This is a genomic window from Cupriavidus pauculus, from assembly GCF_003854935.1.
Taxonomy (GTDB): domain Bacteria; phylum Pseudomonadota; class Gammaproteobacteria; order Burkholderiales; family Burkholderiaceae; genus Cupriavidus; species Cupriavidus pauculus_C.
The window spans coordinates 2,582,108-2,603,602 of sequence record NZ_CP033969.1 but is presented as its reverse complement, the minus strand read 5'-3'; the positions used below and the strand labels follow the sequence as shown (position 1 = coordinate 2,603,602).

At 68.6% G+C, this 21,495-nt stretch carries 21 protein-coding genes; 11 read left to right on the top strand and 10 right to left on the bottom strand.

Features of this window, described 5'->3' with window-relative positions:
* Positions 1–91: 91 nt before the first annotated feature.
* The gene (locus tag EHF44_RS13560) at positions 92–985 is read right to left on the bottom strand and encodes a LysR substrate-binding domain-containing protein (protein WP_124684226.1); all 894 of its coding nucleotides are present in this window, start codon (positions 983–985) and stop codon (positions 92–94) included.
* 145 nt (positions 986–1,130) lie between these two features.
* On the opposite strand from EHF44_RS13560, the gene EHF44_RS13555 reads away from it, so the two are divergent.
* Positions 1,131–1,448 carry a hypothetical protein gene (locus tag EHF44_RS13555; protein ID WP_124684225.1) on the top strand — a complete coding sequence of 106 codons (318 nt, stop codon included), beginning with the start codon at positions 1,131–1,133 and terminating at the stop codon, positions 1,446–1,448.
* A gap of 442 nt (positions 1,449–1,890) precedes the next feature.
* Here EHF44_RS13555 and EHF44_RS13550 read toward each other — a convergent pair whose 3' ends face one another.
* Positions 1,891–3,567 carry a thiamine pyrophosphate-binding protein gene (locus EHF44_RS13550; protein WP_124684224.1) on the bottom strand — a complete coding sequence of 559 codons (1,677 nt, stop codon included), beginning with the start codon at positions 3,565–3,567 and terminating at the stop codon, positions 1,891–1,893.
* Positions 3,568–3,842: 275 nt separating this feature from the next.
* Here EHF44_RS13550 and EHF44_RS13545 point away from each other — a divergent pair, with 275 nt between their 5' ends.
* Genes EHF44_RS13545 through EHF44_RS13525 form a run of 5 tightly spaced genes read left to right on the top strand, consistent with a single transcriptional unit; the run spans position 3,843 to position 8,620 of the window.
* On the top strand, positions 3,843–4,838 hold the full coding sequence (locus tag EHF44_RS13545) for a Bug family tripartite tricarboxylate transporter substrate binding protein (protein ID WP_124684223.1): 996 nt from the start codon (positions 3,843–3,845) through the stop codon (positions 4,836–4,838).
* A gap of 2 nt (positions 4,839–4,840) precedes the next feature.
* Positions 4,841–5,935 (top strand): malate/lactate/ureidoglycolate dehydrogenase, encoded by a 1,095-nt coding sequence (locus EHF44_RS13540; RefSeq protein WP_124684222.1) that lies wholly within the window; start codon positions 4,841–4,843, stop codon positions 5,933–5,935.
* A 15-nt stretch (positions 5,936–5,950) separates the two neighbouring features.
* A complete protein-coding gene (garL, locus tag EHF44_RS13535) occupies positions 5,951–6,742 on the top strand; it encodes a 2-dehydro-3-deoxyglucarate aldolase (protein ID WP_124684221.1) in 792 nt (263 codons plus the stop codon).
* Positions 6,743–6,768: 26 nt separating this feature from the next.
* The gene (locus EHF44_RS13530) at positions 6,769–7,662 is read left to right on the top strand and encodes a 2-hydroxy-3-oxopropionate reductase (RefSeq protein ID WP_124684220.1); all 894 of its coding nucleotides are present in this window, start codon (positions 6,769–6,771) and stop codon (positions 7,660–7,662) included.
* 19 nt (positions 7,663–7,681) lie between these two features.
* Positions 7,682–8,620: a LysR family transcriptional regulator gene (locus tag EHF44_RS13525; protein ID WP_124685100.1), complete on the top strand. Its 939-nt coding sequence runs from the start codon at positions 7,682–7,684 to the stop codon at positions 8,618–8,620.
* Positions 8,621–8,797: 177 nt separating this feature from the next.
* Here the strand turns inward: EHF44_RS13525 and EHF44_RS13520 are convergent, their stop codons facing one another.
* On the bottom strand, positions 8,798–9,136 hold the full coding sequence (locus tag EHF44_RS13520; RefSeq protein ID WP_124684219.1) for a hypothetical protein: 339 nt from the start codon (positions 9,134–9,136) through the stop codon (positions 8,798–8,800).
* 246 nt (positions 9,137–9,382) lie between these two features.
* On the opposite strand from EHF44_RS13520, the gene EHF44_RS13515 reads away from it, so the two are divergent.
* Both EHF44_RS13515 and EHF44_RS13510 read left to right on the top strand, forming a co-directional pair.
* The gene (locus EHF44_RS13515) at positions 9,383–9,895 is read left to right on the top strand and encodes a GFA family protein (RefSeq protein WP_124684218.1); all 513 of its coding nucleotides are present in this window, start codon (positions 9,383–9,385) and stop codon (positions 9,893–9,895) included.
* A gap of 102 nt (positions 9,896–9,997) precedes the next feature.
* Positions 9,998–11,326: a PQQ-dependent sugar dehydrogenase gene (locus tag EHF44_RS13510; protein WP_124684217.1), complete on the top strand. Its 1,329-nt coding sequence runs from the start codon at positions 9,998–10,000 to the stop codon at positions 11,324–11,326.
* 265 nt (positions 11,327–11,591) lie between these two features.
* Here the strand turns inward: EHF44_RS13510 and EHF44_RS13505 are convergent, their stop codons facing one another.
* Positions 11,592–12,026 carry a MarR family winged helix-turn-helix transcriptional regulator gene (locus EHF44_RS13505; protein WP_124684216.1) on the bottom strand — a complete coding sequence of 145 codons (435 nt, stop codon included), beginning with the start codon at positions 12,024–12,026 and terminating at the stop codon, positions 11,592–11,594.
* A 145-nt stretch (positions 12,027–12,171) separates the two neighbouring features.
* Here EHF44_RS13505 and EHF44_RS13500 point away from each other — a divergent pair, with 145 nt between their 5' ends.
* Both EHF44_RS13500 and EHF44_RS13495 read left to right on the top strand, forming a co-directional pair.
* Positions 12,172–12,417, top strand: a complete 246-nt coding sequence (locus EHF44_RS13500) for an FmdB family zinc ribbon protein (protein WP_124684215.1) — start codon at positions 12,172–12,174, stop codon at positions 12,415–12,417.
* A 155-nt stretch (positions 12,418–12,572) separates the two neighbouring features.
* Entirely contained in the window at positions 12,573–13,868 is a 1,296-nt protein-coding gene (locus EHF44_RS13495; RefSeq protein ID WP_124684214.1) for an Nramp family divalent metal transporter, read from the top strand.
* Positions 13,869–13,889: 21 nt separating this feature from the next.
* Here the strand turns inward: EHF44_RS13495 and EHF44_RS13490 are convergent, their stop codons facing one another.
* From EHF44_RS13490 to EHF44_RS13465, 6 genes are all read right to left on the bottom strand, one after another.
* Positions 13,890–15,503, bottom strand: a complete 1,614-nt coding sequence (locus EHF44_RS13490; RefSeq protein WP_124684213.1) for an EAL domain-containing protein — start codon at positions 15,501–15,503, stop codon at positions 13,890–13,892.
* 125 nt (positions 15,504–15,628) lie between these two features.
* Positions 15,629–16,465, bottom strand: coding sequence for a tetratricopeptide repeat protein (locus tag EHF44_RS13485; protein ID WP_124684212.1), 837 nt, complete (start codon positions 16,463–16,465; stop codon positions 15,629–15,631).
* Between the two features lie 3 nt (positions 16,466–16,468).
* Complete coding sequence (locus tag EHF44_RS13480) at positions 16,469–17,395, bottom strand: Ku protein (RefSeq protein ID WP_124684211.1); 927 nt, start codon at positions 17,393–17,395, stop codon at positions 16,469–16,471.
* A 104-nt stretch (positions 17,396–17,499) separates the two neighbouring features.
* Complete coding sequence (locus tag EHF44_RS13475; RefSeq protein WP_124684210.1) at positions 17,500–18,459, bottom strand: AraC family transcriptional regulator; 960 nt, start codon at positions 18,457–18,459, stop codon at positions 17,500–17,502.
* 129 nt (positions 18,460–18,588) lie between these two features.
* Positions 18,589–19,767, bottom strand: coding sequence for a BamA/TamA family outer membrane protein (locus EHF44_RS13470; protein ID WP_124684209.1), 1,179 nt, complete (start codon positions 19,765–19,767; stop codon positions 18,589–18,591).
* Entirely contained in the window at positions 19,764–20,561 is a 798-nt protein-coding gene (locus tag EHF44_RS13465) for a hypothetical protein (protein WP_124684208.1), read from the bottom strand. The genes EHF44_RS13470 and EHF44_RS13465 overlap by 4 nt, the downstream gene beginning before the upstream one ends.
* A gap of 434 nt (positions 20,562–20,995) precedes the next feature.
* On the opposite strand from EHF44_RS13465, the gene EHF44_RS13460 reads away from it, so the two are divergent.
* A complete protein-coding gene (locus EHF44_RS13460; RefSeq protein ID WP_124685099.1) occupies positions 20,996–21,436 on the top strand; it encodes a MarR family winged helix-turn-helix transcriptional regulator in 441 nt (146 codons plus the stop codon).
* Positions 21,437–21,495 lie beyond the last annotated feature (59 nt).

Genomic DNA, 21,495 nt, shown 5'->3' with positions numbered 1-21,495 from the left:
GCTGTGGGGCGGATCGGAAAGCCGCCAAGTCTGGGCGGCGCCGCATGCCGCGACAAGCGATATTTGTGACGGACTTATTGCACTTTGCGCATCAAGTTGATGCCGCGCACTGGCGGCGCAGCCAGTCGGCAAAGCGCTCGGCCCTGTCGTTGCCCGCCCGCCATGTCACGAAGTACGCGCCCGACGGCCGCGCCGGGGCCTCGTCGGCAAAGGGCAGCGCCACGAGCTGGCCGGCGTCGATTTCCGCGCGCACCATCATCTCGGGCAGCACGGCCACGCCCAGGCCGCTGGCCGCCGCGCGGGTAATCATCGAGAACAGGTCGTAGCGCGGGCCCAGCCGGGCCTGGCGCCGGATGGCCTCGTCGGCGCCGCCAAACCAGTCGGGCCACGCTTCGGGCCGGCTTTGCAGATGCAGGCGCGGCAGCTTGAGCAGGTCTTCGCGGCGGCGCACCGGCTGCCCGGCCAGCAGCTGCGGGCTGCACACCGCGATCGAGCGCCCCTCGTCGAGCAGCCGGGCCGAGGCGTGGCCCTCCCATGGCCGTTCGCCGAAGTAGATGGCGGCATCGAACACGGAATCGGCAAAGTGGAACGGCTCGGGCCGGGCGTGGACGTTGACGACGATGCGCGGGTGGTCGTCGCGGAAACCGGCCAGGCGCGGGATCAGCCATTGCGTGGCGAAGGTGGGCACCACGGCCAGTTCCAGCACTTCCATGCCGCCGGCGCGCGAGGCCAGGTCGCGCGTGGCGCGTTCGATGGCCTTCAGTTCGGCGCGGATCTCGCGCACGTAGCGGTCGCCGTCGGCGGTCAGCACCACGCGCTGCTTGACCCGTTCGAAAAACCGCACGCCCAGGCGCGCTTCCAGCGCCTGAACTTGGCGCGAGATCGCGCTCTCGGTCACGTTCAGTTCGGCGGCGGCGCGCGTGAAGCTGCCGAGGCGGGCAGCGCTTTCGAGCATCTGGAGCGCGATCAGGCTGGGCAGGCGCATGGTCAGGCGGTATTCGGGCGGGGACGCGGGGGGTTGCCATTGTGGCACCGACGTCCCACCCACGGCCTTGAAATTTCCGATTCACTGTATATATTTACAGGTACTGTATGCATGAACAGTATCGGAACCTTCGGAGCCCTGGGAAATGGAAAACTTGATCCGTGTACAGAACGAATATGACCGTCAGGTGTTGATCTGGCTGCGCAGCCGCATTGGCGACGCCGCCCTGCTGACGGCCGCCCGCCGCGCCACCACGGATGGGAAAAAGCCTTACCTGTCAACGCTTTGCCGCATGCTGAACATCCGGCCGCCGTCGCGGCGCAGCTTTGCGGAAGAGGCGCGGAAGACGCATCGGGCGGTGGGCGAGCGGTATCTGGCGCAGATCCGGCAGATCCTGGCTGTGCCTGCGCGGCAGCGGGATGCCGGCCATGGAGAGGAGCGGCCGCAGGGGTCGCTGTTCTAGGCCGGTGTGCTAGGCAGTTTCCGGCGTTTAGTGGGAATTATTGGTTTTGAATAATTTGGGGTAAAAGTCGGTGGGGTGCTGGATGAGGCGCTTCGTGGCTTGGGGTATGGCGGGGTAAATGGGGATTTGTCTCGATTTGAACCGCTGGCCCTCACCCCCAACCCCTCTCCCGCAGGCGGGAGAGGGGAGACCACCATCGCTGAAATTCGGCTGCGAGCTCGACATCCCGATGTCTTGCTCCCCTCTCCCGCAATGCGGGAGAGGGGCTGGGGGTGAGGGCGTTGAGGCTCTGCTTGCCGACCAACATCGCGATTTGAGCCGCTGGCCCTCACCCCCAACCCCTCTCCCGCGGGCGGGAGAGGGGAGCAACCCCGGCGGTGAATTTCACGCTTCGGGCGATGGGCGATGGGCGATGGGCGATGTACTACCCCGCCCTCCTCCCTTACTTCGGCAGTTCCGTTACCCGCATGGCCGGTGTGATTTGCAGCGGGTCGGTCACCAGTTCCAGCACGGCCGGCTTGCCGGCCTGGGTGGCGCGGGCGAAGGCGGCGGCGAAGTCTTCGGTGCGTTCGACGCGTTCGGCCCAGGCGCCGCAGGCGCGGGCCATTTCCACGAAATCGGGGTTGACGATGGCCGTGCCGCTCTGGCGGCCGGGGTAGCGGCGTTCCTGGTGCATCCGGATCGTGCCGTACATGCGGTTGTTCACCACGATCGTGATCAGGTTGGCGCCGTGGGCGGCGGCGGTGGCGATTTCCTGCGGGTACATCAGGAAGCAGCCGTCGCCGGCAAAGCAGACCACGGTCTTTTCCGGAAACCGCAGCTTGGCGGCGATGGCGGCCGGCAGGCCGTAGCCCATCGCGCCGCAGGTGGGCGCCAGTTCCGTGCGCGGGCGCTTGTACGCGTAGAACCGGTGCAGCCAGACCGTGTAGTTGCCGGCGCCGTTCGACAGCATCGCGTCATCCGGCAGCACATCGTTCAGATGGGCCATGGCGGCGGCCATGTCGACGCCGGTCAGTTCCGCGTGCGGCTTGGGCGGCGTGACGAATGCCTGGTGGTCGGCGCGGGCGCCGGCGGTCCAGTCCTTCCAGGGGACGGTGGGCGGCGCGGGCAGCGACGCCAGCATTGCGGCGCCGGGCGCCACGCCGGCGTGGATCGGCAGCGCCGCCTGGTAGACCCGGCCCAGTTCGGTGCTGTCGGCGTGGATATGCACCAGCTTCTGCGCCGGCAGCGGCGGCGTGAGCAGCGTATAGGCGTCGGTGGCGATATCGCCCAGCCGGGTGCCGAATGCCACGATCAGGTCGGCCGTCCGCACGCGCTCGGCCAGCTTCGGGCTGACGCCCAGGCTCAGGTGGCCGACATAGTGCGGATCGCGGTTGTCGATCACGTCCTGGCGGCGGAACGCGCAGGCCACCGGCAAGTCCCACGCCGTCACGAACGCGGCGAAATCGCGTACGGCCTGGTCGGTCCAGTTGGCGCCGCCGGCAATCACGAGCGGGCGCCGGGCCGTCTGCAGCGCCTCCGCCAGCGCCCGGGCATCCTCGGCGCGCGGCGCGGCGGCCACGCTGCGGTATGGCGCGGCGTCGACCACCTCGACCATGCCGTCCAGCACGTCCTCGGGCAACGCCAGCACCACCGGGCCGGGGCGGCCCGACGTGGCCACCTGGAACGCGCGCGCCACCATCTCCGGAATCCGCGCCGGGTCGTCGATCTCGGCGGCCCACTTGGCCATCGATCCGAACACGGCGGCGTAGTCCACCTCCTGGAACGCCTCGCGGCCCTTGTGCTCGCGGGCAATCTGGCCGACGAACAGGATCATCGGCGTGGAGTCCTGCTGGGCGATATGGACGCCGATGCTGCCGTGCGTGGCGCCCGGGCCGCGCGTGACGAAGCAGATGCCGGGCCGGCCGGTCAGCTTGCCGTCGGCCTCGGCCATGTTGGCCGCGGCGCCCTCGTGCTTGCAGACCACGAGGTCGATGGCGGGCTGGTCGTGCAGCGCGTCCAGCACGTCCAGAAAGCTTTCGCCGGGCACGCAGAAGATGCGCTCGGTGCCGTGCAGGCGGAGCTGGTCGACGAGTACGCGGCCGCCGGTGCGGGCCGCTTGGGCAGGGGTGGAAGTCATGGCGAAGTCGGGGTCGGCGGGTGGGCAGTCGGCACGCTGGCAACTGAATGTCTGCGATTGTTCCGTTTGACGCGCGGCGCCGCGGGGCCTATCGTGCATTTCTGTTATGCAGATTCTGCAAGTCGGCCCGGCGGCCGACCGTGTAGATTTGCTGGCGGGCGCACGACAAGACGCCCCGGGCCGTCCGGCACGGTTTCTCCCCGGAAACCGCCTGGCAGCACCGCAAGCACACTGGAATGCCGTACCCCGACGTTCGCGCAAACAGGAGACACAGCATGCGTTTTTCCACCCGATTCATGCGGCCCGTGCTGGCCGTGCTTTGTACCGGCTGCATGGCCGCCGCCCAGCAGGCCGGCGCGCAGGCCGCCGATCCCTACCCCAGCAAGCCGATTACGTACGTCGTGCCGTTCGCCGCCGGCGGCACCACCGACCTGCTGGGCCGGCTGATCGGCCAGAAGCTGTCGGCGGCGCTGGGCCAGTCGGTGGTCGTGGAAAACCGCGCCGGCGCCGGCGGCAACATCGGCTCGGACTACGTGGCCAAGGCCGCGCCGGACGGCTACACGCTGCTGGGCGGCACCATCAGCTCGCACGCGATCAACGTGAGCCTGTATCCGAAGATGCCGTACGACCCCATCCGCAACTTCCAGCCCATCACGCTGATCGGCACGCTGCCGAACGTGCTGGTGGTCAACAGCAGCAGCCCGTGGAAGAGCGTGCAGGACGTGATTGCCGCCGCCAAGGCCAAGCCGGGCGCGGTCAATTTCGGCTCGTCGGGCAACGGCACGTCGCAGCATCTGGCGGCGGAACTGTTCGCCAACATGGCCGGGCTGCGCATGACCCACGTGCCGTACAAGGGCAGCAGCCAGGCGGTGCAGGCGCTGCTGGGCAACCAGGTGGACCTGGTGTTCGAGAACAGCCTGGCGGCCATCCCGATGATCCAGTCCGGCAAGTTCCGCGCGCTGGCCACCACCGGCCCCAAGCGCGCCGGCGAGCTGCCCGACGTGCCGACCATGGACGAAGCCGGGCTCAAGGGCTACGAGATCGTGTCGTGGCAGGCGATCTTCGCGCCGGCTGGCACGCCCAGGCCTGTTGTCGACAAGCTGTCGACCGAGATCGGCAAGATCATCCGCCAGCCGGACGTGCGGGCCAAGCTGGCGTCGATGGGCGTGGAGCCGTCCGGCGCCGGCCCCGCCGAACTCGGCAGTTTCCAGAAAAGCGAAGTCGCCAAATGGGCCAACCTGATCAAGGTGGCCAACATCCACCTGGAGTAAGCATGAGCGATCACCGCATTCCCACCGCCGGACTGCACCAGTGGGTTGTCGACCTGTGGCTGGCCGCCGGGTCCGACGCCCGCGAGGCCGCGCTGACCGCCGATCACCTGGTCGGCGCCAACCTGGCCGGCCACGATTCGCACGGCGTGGGCATGATCCCGAAGTACGTGATGTCGTGGCAGGCCGACCAGCTTCAGCTCAACCAGCAGGTCAGCGTGGTGCACGAATCGGGCGGCATCCTGAGCCTGGACGGCAACCGCGGCATGGGCCAGGCCGTGACCGAGCAGGCGATGCGGCTGGGCATCGCCCGCGCGCAGGAACACGGCGTGTGCGTGCTGGGGCTGCGCCGCTCGCACCATCTGGGGCGCGTGGGCCACTGGGCCGAGCAGGCCACGGCCGCCGGCATGATCTCGATCCACTTCGTCAACGTGCTGTCCAAGCCCATCGTGGCGCCGCACGGCGGCTACGACGCGCGCTTTGGCACCAACCCGTTCACGATCGGCGTGCCGGTGGCCGGGCAGCCGCCGCTGGTGCTGGACTTTGCCACCAGCGCCATCGCGCTGGGCAAGGTGCGCGTGGCCAACAACAAGAGCGTGCCCGTGCCGCCCGGCTGCCTGATGGACCCGCACGGCCATCCCACCGACGACCCGGCCGTGATGTTCCCGCACCCGGGCACGCCGCAGGGCGCGCTGCGCACGTTCGGCGAGCACAAGGGCTACGTGCTGGCCGTGATGTGCGAGCTGCTGGGCGCGGCCGTGACCGGCGGGCACACGATCCGCCCGGCGACGCTCACGCACGAGCACGCGGTCTGGAACAACATGCTGGCGATCATCTTCGACCCCGCGCGGCTGGGCAGCAGCACGACGTTCGGCCACGAGGTGGAAGCGTTCGTCGAATGGATGAAGGCGTCACGGCTGCAGCCCGGCAACGACGCCATCCGCCTGCCCGGCGACCCCGAGCGCGCGTGGCGCCGTGCCCGCGCCGAAGCCATTCCCGTGGACAGCAGCACGCTGGCCCAGCTTGACGATGCGGCCGCGCGCGTGCTGCAGGCGCGTGGCAAGTCGCCCGGCCCGCTGTCCGCGCTGGCCGCAGACTGAACAGGAGACCCCCGCATGACCACCACCCCTCACCTGCCGCAGATCCACCCGCTGCCCAACCGCTTCCGGGCCGACGTGCTGGCGCGCAAGCGGCTGATCGGCCTGTGGAGTTCGCTGGGCCAGCCCGTGACCAGCGAGATCGTCGGGCTGGCCGGCTTCGACTGGCTGCTGCTCGATGGCGAGCATTCGCCCAACGACGTGCTGACGTTCGCGCCGCAGCTGATGGCGCTCAAGGACAGCACCAGCGCGCCGGTCGTGCGCCCGCCGTGGAACGACCCGGTCATGATCAAGCGGCTGCTCGACATCGGCTTCTACAACTTCCTGATCCCGTTCGTGGAATCGGCCGACGAGGCGCGCCGCGCGGTGCGGGCCACGCGCTATCCGCCCGATGGCATCCGCGGCGTGTCGGGCGTGCAGCGGCAGAACCGCTTCGGCACCCTGCCCGACTTCTTCCAGACCATCAACGACAACATCTGCGTGCTGGTGCAGGTGGAAAGCCGAAAGGGCGTGGACAATATCGACGAGATCTGCGCGGAGCCGGGCGTCGACGGCATCTTCATCGGCCCGAACGACCTGGCGGCGGCCTACGGCCACCTGGGCAACCCGAACCACCCGGACGTGCAGGCGGCCGTGCAGCAGATCTACGACGCGGCCAACCGCGCCGGCAAGGCCATCGGCACGCTGGCCCCGGCGGAGGCCGACGCGCGGCGCTACCTGGACATGGGCGCGCATTTCGTTGCCGTGGGCCTGGACCACGTGCTGCTGCGCGATGCGGCACGCGCGCTGCGCGAACGCTTTGCGTCCTGAAACTTCATTTCGATACGGATAGGAACATGAGCAAGCTCGGATTCATCGGACTGGGCGTCATGGGCAAGCCCATGGCGGAACATTTGCAGGCCGGCGGCCACACCGTGCACGCGCACACGCGCAGCGGCGTGCCGCAGGACCTGCTGGACAAGGGCGTGCAGGCGTGCGCCAGCGCCACCGAGGTGGCCCGGCAGGCCGACGTGATCTTCCTGATGCTGCCCGATACGCCCGACGTGGCGCGCGTGCTGTTCGGCGAGGGCGGCGTGGCCGAGGGGCTGAGCGCCGGCAAGATCGTGGTGGACATGAGCTCGATCTCGCCCATCGAGACGCGCGCGTTTGCGAAGAAGATCGAGGCGCTGGGCTGCGATTACGTCGACGCGCCGGTCTCGGGCGGCGAGGTGGGCGCCAAGGCCGCCACGCTGTCTATCATGGCCGGCGGCAAGCAGGACGTCTTCGACAAGGTGCTGCCGCTGCTGCAACGGATGGGCAAGAACATCACGCTGGTGGGCAACGTCGGGGACGGCCAGGTGGCCAAGGTGGCCAACCAGGTGATTGTGGCGCTGACCATCGAGGCCGTCAGCGAGGCGCTGGTGCTGGCCGCCAAGGCTGGTGCCGACCCGGCGCGCGTGCGGCAGGCGCTGATGGGCGGCTTTGCCAGCTCCAAGATTCTGGAGGTCCATGGCGAGCGGATGATCCAGCGCACGTTCAACCCGGGCTTCCGCATCGAACTGCACCAGAAGGACCTGAACCTGGCGCTGTCGACGGCCAAGGAACTGGGGCTGGGGCTGCCGAACACGGCCTCGACGCAGCAACTGTTCAACGTCTGCGTGGCGCAGGGCGGCGCGGGCTGGGACCATTCCGGGCTGGTCAAGGCCATCGAGCATTTGTCGTCGTTCGCCATCGGCGACAAGGCGGGCTGAGAGCGGCATGACATCGCCCATGGGCCCGGCGCTCAATTCCGACGACCTGGCGTGCTTTGTCTGCGTGGCCAACACGCAGAGCATCTCGCGCGCGGCGCTGGAACTGGGCGCGGACCAGTCGACCGTGAGCCGCCAGATCGCGCGGCTGGAGACGGCGCTGGACACGCGCCTGTTTCATCGCAGCGGACGCGGCGTGGTGCTGACCGAAGCCGGCTCCACGCTGCTGGGCTACGCGCGGCAGGTGGCCGCCACGCTGACCGAGGCACGCGCGGCCGTGCGGGCGTCGACCGCGCAGGGCCCGTCGCAACTGGTCATCGCCGCGCAGCCGACCATCGCCAACACGGCGTTCGCGGCCATCGGCACCGCGCTCAAGCAGCGGTTTCCGGCAACCAGGCTGCGGTTCGTGGAGGGGCTGGCCAATCCGGTGCTTGCGTGGCTGGCGGCCGGCGAGATCGACGTCGCCCTGCTCTACCTGCCCGAGCAGCAGGGCGCGCTGAAGGTGGATGTGCTGCTGGAAGAAGACCTGACGCTGGTCGCGCCGACGTCATGGAGCCATCTGGGCCCAACGTTCCCGGCGCGGCGCCTGGGCGAGGTGCCGCTGATCCTGCCCAGCACGGCCAACGGCCTGCGCGTGCTGGCCGAATCGCTGGCCACGCGCGTCGGCACCACGCTGAACATGGCGATGGAGTGCGATGCGTCCAACACGGTGGCGATGCGGCTCGTGGAAGACGGTTGCGGCGCCACGCTGCTGCCGTTTGCCGCCGTGGCCGACCGCGTGGCACAGGGCCGCCTGCACTCCGCGCGGATCATCGATCCGGTGGTGACGCGGCAGGTCGCCATGACCACGGCCCGCAATCGCCCGGTGGTGCCCGAGCTGTGGGACATCATGCAGACGGTGCGGCAGTCCGTGCGGAATATCGTGATGTCGGGGGCGTGGCCGGGAGCGCGGCTGGTGTAGGGGAAAGGCTGTGGGGGGGGGAGGAGACGCTGCTGGGTTGCTCCCCTCTCCCGCCTGCGGGAGAGGGGCTGGGGGTGAGGGCCGGCGGTTCAAGCCGAGACAAGTCGCTGATTGCACCGCAACGCCCTCACCCCCGACCCCTCTCCCGCGATGCGGGAGAGGGGAGCCAACCGCGCCTTACTGCTTCGTCGTCCCGCTCTGCAGTTCGGCCTTGGCGGCCTCGTCGGCGGCCTTCTTGGCGTCCTTGCGTTCGGCCTTGGCGGCGCCGACTTCCTGCTTGTATTCGCCCTTGGCGGCCGACTTCTCGGCCTTGTACTGGTCATTGGCGGCCTTGCGGGCCTCGCGGCGCTCCACCAGCGGGTCCTTCGGCGGCTGGAGCTGGACGGTGCCCGGGGGCACCGCGGTGGTGGTGCCGGCCGGAGCGGTCGTGGTCTGGGCAAAGGCCGAGGCGGAGATCATGCCGGCTGCCAGGGCGCCAATCAGCGAAGCGGTGCGGATGGTTCGTTGCTTAGACATGTGAGACCTCTCAGGTGGTTGTTATCGAAAAAACGCGGCCCGTGTTGCCTGCCGCGTGCCCAGTTTAGAAGCGGTGCCGTGGTCCGCGTGCCGCATTCACACAACTCCTTACAAAAACTCGCCTGCGCTGACAGACATCGACTGACAACACCACAGTTTTTGTCGAATTTTGCGAATTTCGTGCCTTGCTCCCTGCTGGCATGTCGCCCAAACTGAACCGCATCGACCACGCCGTCAGGAGTCGCCATGCATCTCGAAGGTTCATGCCAGTGCGGTGCCGTGCAGTTCAGCCTGGAGTCCGATTCGCCCTACCCCTACATGCGTTGCCACTGCTCGATCTGCCGCAAGACCGGCGGCAGCGGCGGCTTTGGCATCAACCTGGGCGGCGATGCCCACTCGCTGCGCGTGAGCGGCCAGGAACATGTGGCGCACTTTCACGCCGTGATCCGCGAGCCGGGCAAGCGGCCGAAGCGATCGAAGGGATACCGGCACTTCTGCAGGCAGTGCGGCAGCCCGCTCTGGATGTGGGACCCGCGCTGGCCCGATCTGGTCCACCCCTACGCCGGCGCCATCGACACGCCGCTGCCCCGGCCGCCCGATGTGGTCGAGGCCGGGCTGGACTACGTGGCGCCGTGGGTTGAGGTGCCGCGCGGCAAGGGCCATCGCCATGTGGGCACGTGGCCGGAGGAATCGCTGCGCGAATGGCATGCGCGGCACGGGCTGCTGTCGTCCGTGGGCGCTGCAGAATCCGACGGCTAATCGGACGGTTTCCGACAGGCCCTGGCCGCCGCGCTGACATACTTCGCGCCCGCGCGATCCTATGCTCCAGGCAGCAACGACGCCGCAACCCAGGAGCCTGCGATGCGCGAATATTTGATCTACCCGATGGCCTCGCTATTCGCGATCGCGGCGGTGACGCTGCTGGTCGGATGTGGCGAATCGGCCAAGCTGCCCGACGCCGCCGGCTACGGCCCGGCCCCCAAGCTGCCGGCGCCGCACAAGACCATGGTGCCCACCGTCCACGTGGCCCCGGCCAAGGGCTGGGACAACGGCAAGGCGCCCACGGCCGCGCAGGGCATGCGCGTGGCCGCGTTTGCCGACCAGCTCGAACATCCGCGCTGGCTCTACGTGCTGCCCAACGGCGACGTGCTGGTGGCCGAGACCGACGCCCCGCCCAAGCCCGACGACGGCAAGGGCATCAAGGGCTGGGTCATGAAGATGCTGATGAAGCGGGCCGGCTCGAACACGCCCAGCGCCAACCGCATCACGCTGCTGCGCGACACCGACGGCGATGGCGTGGCCGACCAGCGGTCGGTCTTCCTGCAGAACCTGAACTCGCCGTTCGGCATGGCGCTGGTCGGCGAGGATTTCTATGTCGCCAACACCGACGCCGTGGTGCGCTTCCGCTATACGGCCGGGCAGACCAGCATCACCGAGCCGGGCCAGAAGGTGGTGGACCTGCCGGCCGGCCCGCTGAACCACCACTGGACCAAGAACATCATCGCCAGCCCCGACGGCAGCAAGCTGTACGTGACGGTAGGGTCCAACAGCAACGTCGCCGAGAACGGCATCGACAAGGAAGCGGGCCGCGCGGCCATCTGGGAAGTCGACCGGCAGAGCGGCCAGCATCGTATTTTCGCCAGCGGGCTGCGCAATCCGAACGGCATGGCCTGGGAGCCGACCACCAAGGCGCTCTGGACGTCGGTCAACGAGCGCGACGAGATTGGCAGCGACCTCGTGCCCGACTACATCACGTCGGTCCGTGACGGCGGGTTCTACGGCTGGCCGTACAGCTACTACGGCCAGCACGTCGACGAACGCGTCAAGCCGCCCGCGCCGGACATGGTGGCCAAGGCCATCATCCCGGACTACGCCGTCGGTGCCCACACGGCCGCGCTGGGCCTGACCGGGGCCACCGGCAACAGCCTGCCTGCACAGTTCCAGAACGGCATGTTCGTCAGCCAGCATGGCTCATGGAACCGCAAACCGCGCGCCGGCTACAAGGTGATCTTCGTCCAGTTCGACCAGGGCAAGCCGGTCGGCGCCCCGCTGGACGTGCTCGGCGGCTTCCTCGACAACGAAGGCAACGCCCAGGGCCGCCCCGTCGGCGTAGCCATCGACAAGCGCGGCGGGCTGCTGGTGGCGGATGACGTGGGGAACCGGGTGTGGCGGGTGAGCGGGGGGAGTTGAGCACCGTCTTTGCTCACATCTTCGCGATATCGAGCCTGAATCTTGCGCTTGTTGTCTCCCCTCTCCCACAGCGTGGGAGAGGGGCCGGGGGAGAGGGTGTTGAGGCGCTGCTTGCCGACAGGTTGCAACTTGAACCGCCGGCCCTCTCCCCCAACCCCTCTCCCGCGCGCGGGAGAGGGGAGCAAAACCACAGGCGTGGAAGCGCAAACCGTGGAAGCGCAAACCGCTCGCGGGAGAGGGGAGCAAGCCAACGGCAATTTCGCCCCTACCCCTTCAGCAAATTCCCCCGCGCGCGCTGCAGGAACTCCAGGAACTGCTCGATCTCCGTCTCGGAGAATCCGCCCAGCGCCTGCGCCGTGACCACGTCGCCCACGTCCCTTGCGGCGTCCAGGGCCAGGTCGGCTTTCTCCGTCAGGCGGACCATGCGTTCGCGGCGGTCGTCGGGGTTCGGGCGGCGGGCGATCCAGCCGCCCTCTTCCATGCGGTCCAGCAGGCGGCCGGCGGAAATCGGCGCCACTTCCATCAGGTCCGCCAGCGCGGCCTGGTTCATCTCGCCGTGGAACGACAGGTAGGCCATGGCGCGATACTGGGCCCGCGTCAGGTCCAGCGACGCGCGCGACAGGTCGTCGAAGCGCTTGCCCGACAGCCGGCCCACGTCCGCTACCAGAAAGCCGAAGCGCTTTTCAAGGTTCTTTTCCATGCGCGCGATTATAGGGAGTTGCGCGATTCGGTTTGCTGACGAAAACCCTGATCCTTTCGACATTGCCCGGCGCGCGTGGCGCGTGCGCACGCGCCATGGGATTGCGCTAAGCTGGGCGCCAACCTGGCCCTGTTCCGGAGCGGCGATGCCGACCTACGACTACCGATGCGGTACCTGCGGAGATTTCTCCGAATTGCGGCCGATGGCCCGCCGCGACGAGCCGGCCGTCTGCCCCGGCTGCGGCGGCGTGGCGGCGCGGGCGCTGGTAGCGGCGCCGGGGCTGGCCGGTGGCTCGGCCGACGCCGGCGCGGCCAGCCACGGCGCGGCGTGCGCGTGCTGCGGGCCGGTCAAGCTCGCAGGACGCGCGGGCGGCGGCGGATGGAGCCGCTAGTCTTACCGATCCACCGGCGCCAGCCGGCGCATCCCCGGCTTTGGCAATCTCCTTGTTAGCCAAAGCCAATTGGGAATAATTCTCAACAACCCCCTAGAATGCAGTATCGGGGTCGTGCGATCCCTCGCCCTCCTCTGGATCACCTGGACGCCACCATGCCCCCGCCCACCGATTCCGCCGCCCTGCCCGCCGCGCCACCCGCGCGGCGGTCGCGTGTTGCCTTCCTGGGGGCGGGCGCGCTGGTGGCCGTCGGCTACATGGACCCCGGCAACTGGGCCACGGCCATCGCCGGGGGCGCCAAGTACGGGTACAGCCTGCTGACCGTCGTCGCGCTGTCCAGTCTCGTGGCGATGCTGCTGCAATGGATTGCCGCGCGCGTCGGCGTGGTTACCGGGCGCGACCTGGCGCAACTGTGCCGCGAACGGTTTCCGCGCCGCGTGACGCTGGGGCTCTGGGTGGCCAGCGAGATCGCGATCATCGCCTGCGACGTGGCCGAGGTGGTCGGCAGCGCCGTGGCGCTCCAGCTGCTGTTCCACGTCAAGCTCTGGGTCGGCGTGCTGATTGCCGCCGTCGTCACCATCGTCATGCTGGCGGTGCAGCGCTACGGCCAGCGCACCATGGAGGCCATGGTGGCCGGGCTGATCCTGATGGTGGCCCTGTGCTTCGTCGCCCAACTGGCCATGGCGCAGCCCGAATGGGCCGCCGTGCTGGGCGGCATGGCGCCGTCGGCCGATCTGGTGCGCGACGCCGGCATGCTCTGGCTGGCCGCCGGCATCGTCGGCGCCACAGTCATGCCGCACAACCTCTATCTGCATTCGTCGCTGGTGCGCCGCTTCACGCCGCCGCCCGGCACCCGCACCGCGCGCCGCCGCACGTTCGTCGAAGTGCTCGGCGGCATGAACCTCGACACCTTCGGATCGCTCGGTTTCGCGTTCCTGATCAACGCCGCGCTGCTGATCCTGGCCGCTTCGGTGTTCCACGCCAACGGCCTGACCGACGTGGAAGACCTGGCCGACGCGCACCGCCTGCTGGCTCCGCTGCTGCATTCGGACCTGGCCAGCCTGCTGTTCGCCGTGGCGCTGCTGGCCTGCGGGCTCAATTCCACGCTGACTGGCACGCTGGCCGGGCAGGCCGTGATGGAAGGCTTCCTGGACCTGAAGATGTCGCGCATGCGCCGCGCGCTGCTGACGCGGGCCGTGGCCATCGTGCCGGCGCTGGCGGCGGTGTGGGTGTTCGGCGAGCACGGCTCGGCCAGCCTGCTCGTGGCCAGCCAGGTGGTGCTGAGCCTGACGCTGCCGCTGGCCGTGGTGCCGCTGATCCTGTTCGGCGCCGACCGCCGCCTGATGGGCGCCTGGCGCGTGCGCGGCGTACCGCTGGTGCTGGCCGCCGCGTCGGCGCTGCTGATCATCCTGCTCAATGGCGCGCTGCTGTGGCAGACGGCCATGGCCTGAGCCCGGCGCCGTACCTTCCGCCTACACCGCCGCGGGCGCCTCGGCCGCTTCGGCACCGGACTGTTCGTTGACCCAGATGCCACGCCGCGCCAGGATGCTGGCCGGCGGCGCCGGGCGCTGGTACAGGTAGCCCTGCGCCCAGTCCACGCCGGCCTCGGCAATCAGTGCGTGCTGGGCCTCGGTCTCAATCCCCTCCGCAATCACCACCAGATGGAAATGGTGCGCCATGCTGACGATGCTGCGCAGCAACGCGCGGGCGTTGGCGTCCACGTCCTGCGTGAATTGGCGGTCGATCTTCAGATAGTCGAACGGCAGGCTGCGGATCAGGTCGAGGTTGCTGTTGCGCGTGCCGAAGTCGTCCACGGCCAGCCGGATGCCCGATTCGTGCAGCCGGTCGAATGCCTCGCGCGTGGCGCCGCTGTCGCCCAGCAGGTGGCGCTCGGTAATCTCCAGCACCAGCCCGGAGCCGTCCGGCATGGCGCGCTGCAGCGCGTCCAGGTCGTGCAGGAAGGTGCGGCGGCGCAGGTTCAGCGGCGCGGCGTTGACGGCCATGTGCAGCGGCGCCAGCGGGCCGTAGCGGTTCATGTCTTCCACCACGCGGCGCAGCACGAAATGCGTGATGTCGTCGATCAGTGGCGTGGACTCGATGGTCTCGATGTACGACCCCGGCGGAATGCTGCCCCAGCGCGGATGCTGCCAGCGCAGCAGCGCCTCGGCGCCGATCCAGCGCCGGGAACCCACCTCGACGATGGGCTGGTACGCCACATGGAAATCCCCGCGCCGCAGCGACTGGCGCACCGCCTGCATCAGCAGCCGGCGCGGCGCGGCCACCAGCAGGAACAGCGCCACCGCCAGCAGCCCGCCCAGCAGGCCAATGGCGCCGTACAGCAGATCGTACTTGCGGCGCACCGTGGTCACGTAGTCGGCCGACGCGGCCACGTGCACCTGCATCGGCCACGCCGTGGAGCGCGACGTCACGCCGCCGCCGGCCACCTTGACCGGCGCCGCCAGAAATGTCCCATCGTGATAGATCGACGCCTGCCCCACGCTGAGCACGACTTCCGACGCCCCGAAGGCCAGGCCGTGCGACAGCGTATCGGTCACGTAGCGCCCGTCGATCAGCAGGAAGGTGCCGCTGCCGGGCTGCCCCGGCTGCTGCAGGAACATTGCCAGCGCCGGCGCGTACGTGCGGAACGGGGTGCCCTGCACCAGCATCAGCCGCTGGGGCGTGCCGGTATCGAGGTCGCGGAAGTAGTAGTCCAGCGGCACGCTGACCGCGCCGCGCGTGGACGAGCAATAGATCACCCCGCGTTCGGCGATGCCGACCGCGCGGATGTACGGGATGAAGCTCTGCGCGGTGCCCAGCGGCTGCTCGATCTGGCCGCACGGCTGGCCCGCCAGCTTGGCGGCGTGCTGGCGGCCCTGCGTGCCGGCGGTCTCGACCATGCGGTCCAGCGCCGCCACGATCTCGGTGCCGATGCCCACCTCGCGCTGCGTGACAATGCGGTCCACCTGCCGCCTGCCCAGCGCCACGGCCACCGCGACGAAGCACAGGCACGTGAAGATCCACACCAGCAGCGTCATCGGCGACACATGCCAGCCGCCAAAACGCTCGCTCCAGAAATTCGAAGCCAAAAGTCCCCTCGTCGTTGTCGATGCCCGTTTCCGCAGATTGTGGGGCGGATGGACGTATGAATACTGTCGGTGGCACGCCTACACGGAAGTGGAGACCGCGGCAAAGTGTCGGTGACGGCACCGGCCTACAACACGGGTTCGAGCTTGCGATACTGGTTGTAGTGCCGGATGGCACGATGCGGGTCGCCGAGCGCTTCGTGCAGCCGCGCGGCGTTGTAGTGGGCATCGGCAAAGTCGGGCGCCAGCGCGATGCAGGCGTGGTAGCTCTGCAACGCCTCGCGCATCGAACCGGCATCCTCCAGTGCCACGCCCAGGTTGAAATGAATTAACGGCTGGCGAGGCAGATAACTAAGGGCTTGGCGGTACTGCGCGATGGCCTCGGCCAGCCGCCCCTGGTCGCACAGCAGGCAGCCGAGATTGAGCCACGCATCGAGGAAATCGGGCGCCTGGGCCACGGCCGTGCGGTACGCGGCTTCGGCTTCACCCAGCGACACGGGCTCCAGCGCGACGCCGCGATCGAACCACGCGACCGGATCGTCGGGGTGGCTGGCAGCGATGGGGTCGGGCGCGGGCCGGCGGCGCAGGTCCACCACCTCGGCGGCGTCGTGGCCGGGCGCGTCATCGAAATCGAGCACGAACTGGCCCGAATCGACATGCCAGCGCCCGCGCCGGTCCTGCACGGCCACGTCGCCGCCCACGGCCGTCACGCGCAGGCCGGTGGGCGGGCGGCCCTCGCCCAGGCCCTGCAGGCGGCGCAGGGACCGCGTGACGTGGCGCGTGGGGATGCCTGCCTCGCGCAGCGACTGCGCGGTGCGCAGCAGCACCACGTCCTGGAAGCTGAAACGGTACTCGCGCCGCGCGCCGCGCCGGGGCGCGATCACGCCGGCGGCGATCAGCGCGGTGATGACGGTGCGCGAGATGCCCAGCAACGCCTGGACATCCCGCATCGAATACGCTTGCATGGGCTACTTGCGCGCCGCCCGCTTGGGGGTCTCGGCGGGGGCTGCGGCCGCGCGGCGGGCGGTCTTGCGGGCCGGGGCCTCGGCCGGCGCCGCAGCCTTGGCGGCGGCCTTGCCGGTGGATTTGGCCGGCGCCTGCGCGGCCGGCTGGCGCTTGTTGGCGCCGATGCTCTTGCGCAGCGCTTCCATCAGGTCGATCACCTCGCCGCCGGACGGCGCGGGCGTCTCGGCCGCCACGGTGATTTTCTTGCCGGCGATCTTCTTGTCGATCTGCTCCAGGATGCGCGCCTTTTCCTCGTCCACATAGGCGCTGGCATCGTAGCCATCCACGGCGTTCTGCTCGATCAACTGCTGCGCAAGCTTGAGTTCGGCCGGCGCCACTTCGGTCCGCTCGACGTGCAGGTCGGCCATGTCGCGGACCTCGTCGGCGTACAGCAGTTGCTGCAGGATCAACCCGTCATTGCCCACGCGGATCTGCACCATGTACTGCTTGCCCTTCCACGCCCACTTGGCCAGCGCGCAGGTGCCGGTCTCGCGCATGGCCTCGGCCAGCAGGTTGTAGGGCTTGGCGCCGCGCTTGTCGGGGCCCAGGTAGTACGCCTTGTCGTAGTAGATCGGGTCGATGGCGCCCACGGGCATGAACGACACGATGTCGATGGTCTGCTCGGCGGCATCTTCCAGCGCCTTGAGTTCATCGGGCGTGAAGGTCACATAGCGGTCTTTCTCGAATTCGTAGCCCTTGACCATGTCGGCGCGCTCGACCACCACGTCTTCCTTGAGGCAGATGTACTGCTGGCGCAGCCGCGAGCCGCAGCCCTTGTGCAGCAGGTTGAAGCCGACGGCGGCCTTGCTCTCGGTGGCCGAATAGACCTTCACCGGGATGGAAACCAGCCCGAAGCTGATGGATAGCGAGGCAATGGAACGTGCGGCCATGGCGACATCTCCCGGGCAAAGGAACGGGGCAAACGTCCACCCAGTGTAGTCCGCGCGACGCGCGGCGCCAGTCGGCCCGGCCGATGTCTCGCGTCAGAGACGTCCTACGCGGCCTGGGCCGGGGCGTCGCCGTCGGCCGCCGCGCTGCGCAGCGCGCGCTGCTGGCGGCGGTAGGCACCGGGGCCGACGCCGAAATGCTGCGCAAACACGCGCCCGAACGCGGCCTGCGAGGCGTAGCCGCACTGCTCGGCCACGGCCGCCGCCGACAGGCCGTCCTTGCGCAGCAGCCGGGCGGCGCGCTCCATGCGCAGCGTGGTCACCAGTTCGAGCGGCGTAATGCCGACTTGCGCGAAGCGGCGGGCCAGCGTGGCGCGCGACACGTTGCAGACCTCCGCCAGGCTGTCCACCGTCCACGGCTGCTCGGGATGCCGCACCACGGCGTCCACGGCCCGGGCCAGCCGCGCGTCGGCCATCAGCGCCAGCACGCCGCGCGAGACCGCGCCGCGGGCGATCAGCGTGCGCAGCAGCACCGTGAACAACGCGGTGGACAGGTCCGCGATGATCGCCGCGCTGCCCGGCCCCGGCGCGTCCGCTTCCACATGCATCATGCCGATCAGCCCTCGCAGCCAGCCCAGGCCAGCCTCGCCGCCGCGCGCGGTCTGCACGCACAGCATCTCCGGCAGCGTGCGCAGCAGCACGTCGGCCGCGCTGCCGAGCACAAAGGTGCCGCAGAGGATGTCCAGCGGCGCGGCGGCGCCGGGCACGGTCACCTCGGTCACCACGCCGTTGAAATGGCGCGATTCGGCCGGGCGCGACTTGCCGCCATGCAGGCCCGACAGCGTATGGGCCGCGCCGTGCGGGAACAGCAGCACGTCGCCGGCGGCCACGCGCAGCGTCTCGGCGCCCATCGCCACGTCGGCCTGGCCGTCCAGGATGGCGTGGTACGGCACATGCCCCGGCGCGGCCTGCGCATTGTGGGCCGACCACGCGCCGGCCACGCGGCAATGCAGGTCCACCGTGCCGGACGGCGCCAGCAGGCGCACCAGTTCGCTAAGGCTATCCATGGGGTTTCGGGAACGTGAGACGAATCGGCAAGAAGTTGCGCGGATTCTAATCCAGACGGATCGGTGCCGTATGTACTGCGACACCACGCTGGACTTCCCGGCCGTGGCCTGACGCCGGGCCGGCGGCACCTATTTCCAGGCGCTGCCGACCTGGATGTAGAACGCGTTCTGGTCGCGGCTGTGGGCCACGTCGACGCCCATCGACAGGCCCAGCTTGCGCGCGATCATGTACCGGAAGCCGCCGCCGACGCTGACGACCGTGCTGGCATCGGCAAAGTCGTGCCAGCGGCCGTACGCCTTGCCGGTGCCGGTGAACGCCAGCACCGACCAGCGCGGCGTGACGTCCCAGCGCAGCTCCACCTCGGCGGCCAGCGCGTTGCGGTCCTGGTAGCGGCCCTTTTGCACGCCGCGCAGGTCGACGTACGGCTGGGCGTAGAACGGCACCTCGCCGGTTGAGAACTTCGTGTCCGCGCGCAGCCCCAGGATCCACGCGCGCGCCAGCGGCAGCCACGTGAAGCCGCGCGCGTTGTACATGTTGAAGCTTTGCGTGCTGCCCAGCCCGCCGCGCGCGAACTGCGCCTCGATCTCGGCGTAGCTGCCCTTGTTCGGAAAGAAGATGTTGTCGCGCGAGTCGTAGTCGATGACCAGCCCGCCCTTGCCGATGCGCTGGTCCTTTTCCAGCGGCCCCAGCTCGCCGGTGCTGGCGCCGAACTTGAACGTCGCCGACGTATCGGCATAGACGTAGCGCGGGCCGACGTACCAGTGCGAATCGCCCAGGCGGAACAGCAGTTGCTGGACCAGCGCAAAGCCGTCCAGCGCGTAGGCGCGCGGCTGGTTCTGCAGCCCAAAGTATTCGAGGTTGGCGTTGACCTTGCCGACCGCGCCCAGGTAGCGGATCCGGTCGCCGCCCCAGGTGTGGAAGTGCGCGGCGCCGGCGGCCCAGGTGCCGTTTTCGGTATAGGCGCCGCCGATGGCCGTGATGTTGGGCGGCGCCGGCCCCTTGCCCGATTCGCGGGCATGCTGGGCGGCCTCGGCCATCGATTCCGAGAAGAATGCCAGCCCCAGGCCCAGGCCATAGCCGACCGCCGGCTCGGTGATGATGGCCGGCACCGGCAAGGCGCCCTTGTGATGGAGCAGGAAATCGCTCAGGTCGAGCATGCCGTCTTCCGGATCGAAGAACGACAGCTTGGGGGCCGACGCCGGCACCGGGGCGGTCGATTCGGCCGTCTCCGGCACGGCCAGGGCCGGCCCTGCCGACAGCGCCAGCGTCGTGGCCAGTGCGAGCGGAACGGCCCGGCGCGGTTTCATTTTCCGAACGTCATGTTGAGGCCGGCGAAGACCGTCCACTGCGGCAGGCCCGACCCCTCGTGCAGCACGGTGTACTGCGGTTCGACGAACAGGTTGAACACGGTGTTGCCCTCCTTCCAAGCCTTGCCCGCGCCCAGGCCGACCGGCACGTAGTAGGTGCCGCGCTGGAGGTCGAAGGTCCAGATGCCCGTCGACCGCAGGTACCAGCCGTTGGGCAGGTTGAAGATCGCAAACGGCTGCGCGGTCAGCGATTGCACGTCGGGCCGGCTGCTCTGCCCCGCGAACGAATGCTGCCACTGCACCAGCATGCCCAGCAGCCGCGCGGGCGTGGGATCGACCACCACGGCGGCCAGCCCGGCCTGCCATTTGCCGGTACCCAGGCTGGGGTCGGTGGCGGTGGGAATCGTCAGCAGCGGGCCGACGCCGATCTGCGTGCCCTGGCTGCGCAGCAGGAAGATGTCGAACAGGTTGATGTCGCCCAGCCCGGTCTCGTACGAGCCGTCGGCCTGGGGCCGCGTGCTGATGGGCACGGTGCCGCGCAGGATCTGCGGCACGCCCACCAGGCGGCCCGGCGCGATGGGCACGGTCGGCCGCAGCAGGAAGTCGTTGGTGTGGGCGCCGCTGTCGTACAGGCGCGGCGTGTAGTAGTTGTGCAGGTTGAAGGCGGGCGCCAGGTTGAGCGGGTTGTTGCTCTTGTTGGCCAGCTCGGCGCTGGACTGGCCCTGGGCGGCGGGACAGTAGGCGGCCAGCGCCAGGCATCCCCCGGCGATCTTCAGTGCAAATCGCGCACGCATTGTTCGGACTCCAAGACAAAGGCGGATGCCGCCGGGTGGCAATGCAAATCTTCGGGCCAATGTACCGGACGCTCCGCGCGGTGGCGCGCCGCGTCGTCATGAACTTTCTCGTGGTGCGCGTTAAGAAGTTTTGCCGGCGGACCGGCCTCGCGGGCGCCGTATCACACATTGACATAATGTCGAGTCATTCGATAACCCGTACGGGGGATTATTCGAAAATCCACCCATTTGAGTCAATGGTAATGAAGCGATACAGTTTTCGCGTATTCCACTTCATCTAAATCAAAAGACAATAAAATTGAATTCCCCTTCGGCAATGGATTTGCCAGACTATCGTCCGACGAATGTTTTGGAGAGTCTGCATTCGATCAGGGTGTGGGCCGGATAACCCGCCGGCCCACTTTTTGACAGGCGTCATGCAAAAGGAAACCACGGTGAAGCACTACACACCAGACAATTTCCAGCTCACCCAGAGCATCGGCTTTCATCTGAACAAGGCACGCAACAGCCTGCTCGTGGAAATGGATTCGGCGCTGCGTCCGCTCGACATCAACGGCCAACAGATGGGAATTCTCCTATCACTGACGCGCGGCATGGCCAGTACGCCATTCGAAATCAGCAAACTGCTCGGCATCGACAGCGGGCTGATGACACGGATGCTGGACAAGCTTGAGGAAAAGGGTCTGCTGGAACGCAGCCGCAGTATCGACGACCGGCGCGTCGTGAATCTCACGCTCACCCCGAAAGGTCGGACCATCGCGTCGGAAATCCCCACTATTGCACCGGAGGTGCTCAATCACCGGCTACAGGGATTTACCGTTGAGGAATTCGAGGAGTTCCACCGGCTGCTGCAGAAGTTCGTGACTGGCAATTGAGGCATTTATCGCGCACACGCATCAGAAGTGACAAAACAGACGACGACGGCAAAATCGCA

Coding starts and splice junctions, on each gene's coding strand:
- EHF44_RS13530 (WP_124684220.1), top strand. CDS start 6,769: ATGAGCAAGCTCGGATTCATCGGACTGGGCGTCATGGGCAAGCCCATG.
- EHF44_RS13480 (WP_124684211.1), bottom strand. CDS start 17,395: ATGGCCGCACGTTCCATTGCCTCGCTATCCATCAGCTTCGGGCTGGTT.
- EHF44_RS13465 (WP_124684208.1), bottom strand. CDS start 20,561: ATGCGTGCGCGATTTGCACTGAAGATCGCCGGGGGATGCCTGGCGCTG.
- EHF44_RS13555 (WP_124684225.1), top strand. CDS start 1,131: ATGGAAAACTTGATCCGTGTACAGAACGAATATGACCGTCAGGTGTTG.
- EHF44_RS13540 (WP_124684222.1), top strand. CDS start 4,841: ATGAGCGATCACCGCATTCCCACCGCCGGACTGCACCAGTGGGTTGTC.
- garL (WP_124684221.1), top strand. CDS start 5,951: ATGACCACCACCCCTCACCTGCCGCAGATCCACCCGCTGCCCAACCGC.
- EHF44_RS13500 (WP_124684215.1), top strand. CDS start 12,172: ATGCCGACCTACGACTACCGATGCGGTACCTGCGGAGATTTCTCCGAA.
- EHF44_RS13485 (WP_124684212.1), bottom strand. CDS start 16,465: ATGCAAGCGTATTCGATGCGGGATGTCCAGGCGTTGCTGGGCATCTCG.
- EHF44_RS13510 (WP_124684217.1), top strand. CDS start 9,998: ATGCGCGAATATTTGATCTACCCGATGGCCTCGCTATTCGCGATCGCG.
- EHF44_RS13560 (WP_124684226.1), bottom strand. CDS start 985: ATGCGCCTGCCCAGCCTGATCGCGCTCCAGATGCTCGAAAGCGCTGCC.
- EHF44_RS13545 (WP_124684223.1), top strand. CDS start 3,843: ATGCGTTTTTCCACCCGATTCATGCGGCCCGTGCTGGCCGTGCTTTGT.
- EHF44_RS13525 (WP_124685100.1), top strand. CDS start 7,682: ATGGGCCCGGCGCTCAATTCCGACGACCTGGCGTGCTTTGTCTGCGTG.
- EHF44_RS13515 (WP_124684218.1), top strand. CDS start 9,383: ATGCATCTCGAAGGTTCATGCCAGTGCGGTGCCGTGCAGTTCAGCCTG.
- EHF44_RS13495 (WP_124684214.1), top strand. CDS start 12,573: ATGCCCCCGCCCACCGATTCCGCCGCCCTGCCCGCCGCGCCACCCGCG.
- EHF44_RS13550 (WP_124684224.1), bottom strand. CDS start 3,567: ATGACTTCCACCCCTGCCCAAGCGGCCCGCACCGGCGGCCGCGTACTC.
- EHF44_RS13475 (WP_124684210.1), bottom strand. CDS start 18,459: ATGGATAGCCTTAGCGAACTGGTGCGCCTGCTGGCGCCGTCCGGCACG.
- EHF44_RS13520 (WP_124684219.1), bottom strand. CDS start 9,136: ATGTCTAAGCAACGAACCATCCGCACCGCTTCGCTGATTGGCGCCCTG.
- EHF44_RS13470 (WP_124684209.1), bottom strand. CDS start 19,767: ATGAAACCGCGCCGGGCCGTTCCGCTCGCACTGGCCACGACGCTGGCG.
- EHF44_RS13505 (WP_124684216.1), bottom strand. CDS start 12,026: ATGGAAAAGAACCTTGAAAAGCGCTTCGGCTTTCTGGTAGCGGACGTG.